This window comes from Anaerolineae bacterium (assembly GCA_014360855.1).
GTDB lineage: Bacteria > Chloroflexota > Anaerolineae > JACIWP01 > JACIWP01 > JACIWP01.
Window position 1 is genome coordinate 1 of sequence record JACIWP010000299.1, and the last position, 3,453, is coordinate 3,453.

Below are 3,453 nucleotides of genomic sequence, written 5' to 3' on the forward strand. Positions count from 1 at the left end.
GCGCCATCCGAACCGCAATGTGCGCGACTTCCTGACCCTTTATTGGGATGAACTGCCCTTTGTGCGGCTGGAGGATCTGCCGCGCCGGCCCATCGAAGAGGTCATCCTGGTGGATACTCAGGCCATTTCCCCCATCAAGGGCATGGGGCCATCCACCCCTGTCCGCATTATCGACCATCATCCCCTGGCGCAGGAGCTGAACGGCCGCGTGCAGGCCCACATTGAGGAAGTGGGCGCCACCACCACGATCTTCGTCGAGCAAATCGCCGGCGCTTCTATTCCCGTCACTCCCATCGAAGCCACTCTGCTCCTGCTGGGAATCTACGAGGACACCGGCAACCTGACCTACGGCACCACCACCTCGCGCGATCTGCGCGCCGCCGCCTGGCTCTTGGACCGGGGGGCCAACCTGACGGTCGTCAATGATTTCATGCAGTACCCGCTCAGCCCCGAACAGCGGGAGCTGTACAACCACCTGGTGCAGGAAGCGGAGCCGTACCAATTCGCCGGCCATACGGTCATCATCAGTATGGCGCGCGCCGGCGCCCGCGTGGAGGAGGTCTCCACCCTGGCCCACAAACTGCGCGACCTCTTTGACCCGGATGCCTTGTTCATCCTCGTGCAGATGAACGAGCACATCCAGATGGTGGCGCGCTCTTCCACCGATGATATTGACGTGGGCCGCATCGCGGCCAATTTCGAGGGCGGCGGCCACGGACGCGCCGCCGCCGCTGTCATCCGCGGCCTCTCCCTGCGGGAAGTCCATGATCGCCTGCTGGAACTGCTGGAGCGATATGTCCAGCCGGCCACCACCGTCGGCGAGATCATGTCCTTCGGCGTCCATACCCTGGATGCCAGCGCCACGGTCGCCGAGGCCGCGGCTTTGATGAGCCGGCTGGGCCACGAGGGCTTCCCCGTCGTGGAGAACGGCCGGGTGGTGGGTGTGCTGACCCGCCGGGAGATTGACCGCGCCATGCAGTTGAAGCTCGGGGATGCGCCGGTCAGCCTGTACATGACCCCCGGCGCTATCCAGGTGACCCCGGAAAGCTCGGTGGAAGAGCTACAGCGCATCATGATGGAATATGGCGTCGGGCAGGTGCCGGTGGTCAAGGACGGCCGGCCCATCGGCATCGTCACCCGCACCGACCTCATTAAATTGTGGAGCGCGCCACGCCGCCGGCCGCCCCAAGCCCAGGACCTGGCCCAGCGCCTGTCACAGGCCCTGCCGCCCAAGCTGGAGGAAATCCTGCGGCTGGCCGGCCAGCTCGCCGACGAGATGGGTTACTCGCTGTACGTGGTGGGCGGTTTTGTGCGCGACCTCCTGCTGGGCATCCCCAACCTAGACCTTGACCTGGTGGTGGAGGGCGATGCCATCAAGCTGGCGCGCCGGCTGGCCGAACGCATCGGCGGCCGCGTCCGCTCCCATGCCCGCTTTGGCACCGCCAAATGGCTTCCCGACCCGAACGACCCGGAGCTGAAAGATATCGGCACGCTGGACTTCGCCACAGCGCGGGTCGAGTTCTACGAACATCCCACCGCCCTCCCCCAGGTGGAGCGCAGTTCCATCCGCCAGGACCTGCACCGCCGCGACTTTACGATCAACACGCTGGCCATCTGCCTGAACGGCGAGCGCTACGGCGAACTGCTGGACTTCTTCGGCGGGCAGTCGGACCTGCGCCGTAAGCTGATCCGCGTCCTGCACAGTTTGAGCTTCGTCGAGGACCCGACCCGCATGCTGAGAGCGGTGCGGCTGGAACAGCGGCTGGGGTTCCGCATCGAACCCCGCACGGAGCAGTTGATGCGCAACGCGCAGGACCTGTTGACACGCACCACACCGGAACGCATCCGCCACGAGCTGTATCTCATCCTGGCGGAGGCGGAGCCGGAGCGCGCCCTGCGCCGGCTGGATGAGCTGGGACTGCTCTCCCGCGTCCATCCGGCGCTGACGGTGGACGACTGGTTCATGGAGATGGCCGGCCGACTGCGCCAGGAGCTGAAGCGCTTCAGCCCGCTCCCGGAACATCCTGAGGGCAACTCCCGGCTGTTCCATGTGGAGAGGTACCGCCCGGAAGGGCTGTACCTGGCAATGCTCCTGTATCGCTCCCCGCGCCAGGATGCGGAGTCCTTCCTGGAATCCCTGCGCATCATGCGCGGCGAGGCTATGCTGGTGCGGCAGGTGCTGGCCCTGCGCGAGGTCCTTCCCCAACTGGATGCTCCACGCCTGAAACGCAGTGAGATTTACGCCCTATTGGAGCCGTTCGATGAGCCGGCGCTCTTCATCGGCTATGTGGTGCAGGACAGTTGGCTGGTGCGCCAGCGCATCGAGCTGTTCCTGCGGCGCCTGCGCGATATTAAGCCGCTGGCCGATGGCCGCGCCCTCCGGGAACTGGGCATCAAGCCCGGGCCGGTGTACCGGCAGATATTGGAACGCCTGCGGGCGGCCTGGATAGATGGGGAGATCACCGATGCCGCCGGCGAACGCGCCCTGCTGGAGCGGCTGGTGGCAGAGCTGACCGCCGGCGCCCCGAATGCCAACCAAGCAAACGACAGCCAAACATCTTCCACGAAGGAGGAGCAGATATCATGACCGCGGAGAGCACCGTGTATGACCTGGCCATCATCGGCGGAGGCCCGGGAGGCTACGTCGCCGCCATCCGCGCCCGCCAGCTCGGCGCCCGGGTTGCCCTCATCGAGATGGACCGCATCGGCGGAACCTGTCTGAACCGCGGCTGTATCCCCACCAAAGCCATGGTCAGCCAGGCGGAGATGTACCTGCACGTCCTGCACCGCGCCCGGGAATGGGGCATCGAGATTGACGGTACCCCGCGCCTGGATTTCCAGCGCTTCATGGCGCGCAAGGACGAGGTCACGGAGACGCTGGTCAGCGGTGTGGAGCACCTGGTGGCCAGCCACGGCATCACCGTCATCAAGGGCAAGGGGCGCATCCTCTCCCCCAATAAGGTGCTGGTGAACGGTGAGACCGAGGTGGAATGCCGCAAGCTCATCATCGCCACGGGGAGCGTGCCGGCGCGGCTCTCTATCCCTGGCGCGAACCTGCCCGGCGTCATCACCTCCGACGAACTGCTGAAAATCACCCAACTCCCCCGCTCCATGGTGGTCATCGGCGGGAGTGTGGTAGGCATCGAATTCGCCAGCATCTTCACCGCCCTGGGCACCAAGGTAACCGTGCTGGGCCGAAAGACCTTCCTGAAGGACACCGATGACCAGCTCGCCAAGCGCTACCGCTCCCTGCTGGCCAAGCAGGGGACGGAAATCACCATCGGCGTGGACTTCAAGCAGATTGTACAGACCGACGCCGGCACACTGCGCGTCGAATACGAGATGAAGGGTAAGCCCGGCTTCGCCGAGGGCGAGCTGGTCCTGCTCTCTACCGGCCGCACGGCCTACACCGACGGTCTGGGCATCGAGGACCTGGGCATCGAGATGGAAGGG

At 65.5% G+C, this 3,453-nt stretch carries 2 protein-coding genes; both read left to right on the plus strand.

Translation table 11 applies throughout. The features are described 5' to 3' along the window. On the plus strand, positions 1–2,587 hold a 2,587-nt coding region (locus H5T60_12995; GenBank protein ID MBC7243346.1), incomplete at its 5' end, for a CBS domain-containing protein. Then, positions 2,584–3,453: NAD(P)/FAD-dependent oxidoreductase (locus tag H5T60_13000; protein MBC7243347.1), on the plus strand; the 870-nt coding region annotated here is incomplete at its 3' end. The genes H5T60_12995 and H5T60_13000, both read left to right, overlap by 4 nt.